General features: G+C 39.8%; 1 protein-coding gene. It reads right to left on the bottom strand.

Annotated elements, in window-relative coordinates:
- Positions 1–169: 169 nt before the first annotated feature.
- Positions 170–1,201 (bottom strand): hypothetical protein (locus tag JCM21738_RS21845; protein WP_023627832.1); only part of this gene is annotated, 1,032 nt, incomplete at its 5' end.

The raw sequence follows: 1,201 nt of genomic DNA on the forward strand, positions 1-1,201 counted from the left end.
GGGGCAGGTTAGTTGAAGAAGGAAGGCGATTGGGTGCTTGGAATTAGTTCACTTTCGGAATAGAGAATAGGAAAAGCAGTCCAAAACGGACTGCCTGTAATTTTGGGTGATATATTCTGCGTGTTAGCTTTACTTTTACATTTACATCTGTGTATGGGAACAAATTATGCTAAAAGTTTTTTTGTCCTCTAAATATAGCAGGTGAAAAATCTACATCTTCTATCCATATTCTCGCTTCTTTCTGCTCTTCATGCCTTATCAATACATTACCTTTGTGCGTTTTATCTTGCCTGCGTACCCATGTGAGATAAGATTCAACGACCTGAGGATCTTCATCTAACTCATTTTCTTTTGGAAATGTGATTTGATTCTGAGTACCTGAGTCCAAATCTATCTCAAAAAGAGAAGTGAACATTGTGGGAACTGGACCCTCTTTCCACGATTTGTTTTCATGTGAACGTGCGACGATTACTTTAGAAGGTGAGAGCCACGCCAAATCTAGGTCTACATATCCTTTCGGTGTATACTCTACCTGCTTGGTGGATGCCTTTATTTCAGCAATTTTAGTAATCTTATTTTCAACAAAAAACCGTCCTTCTCCTGAAATATAAGCTAATTGGTTGGCGTGTGGTGCCCACTTAAACCAGTCACTAAATCCTAACATCCTACCGATGTCCTGAAACACTTTTCCATCAGAAGATAAGACACATAATGGATTACTGTCCATTGCCCAAGAAGGTGTCGGGGTACCGAGAAAGCTGACCCATTTGCCGTCATGACTCCACTTGAAGTCACCAACAGTAACGGCAAATATATTATTTTCATCAATTGGAATTGAGTATAATAGTTTCGCTTTTTTCTCATCAAGATTCATATCCTTGGGAATACGATACAACTTAATCGGTTCCCAGCCTGTGGGAAGGCGGTTTGAGCCAGCAGAAACAATTAACTCTTTCCCGTTTGGATACCACTCAAAGCCACTAACACCTAACGACACATTTTGAAATCCAGAAGGCCTACCATCCTTCATCTTAGTAACATTTAGTACCCATCCAGATAAATAAGCCAGTTCATTTGATACAGGGGACCAAGTAAAAGAAGAAGTCTCAATACTTTGGTAAGGTTCAAAGTTTTCTTTCTTCTTGGTATCATACATCCATAAGTTAGACTTTTCTCCCTGTTCATCACCGTCGATGTACGG

The organism is Mesobacillus boroniphilus JCM 21738 (assembly GCF_000517385.1).
Taxonomy (GTDB): Bacteria; Bacillota; Bacilli; order Bacillales; family Cytobacillaceae; genus Mesobacillus; species Mesobacillus boroniphilus.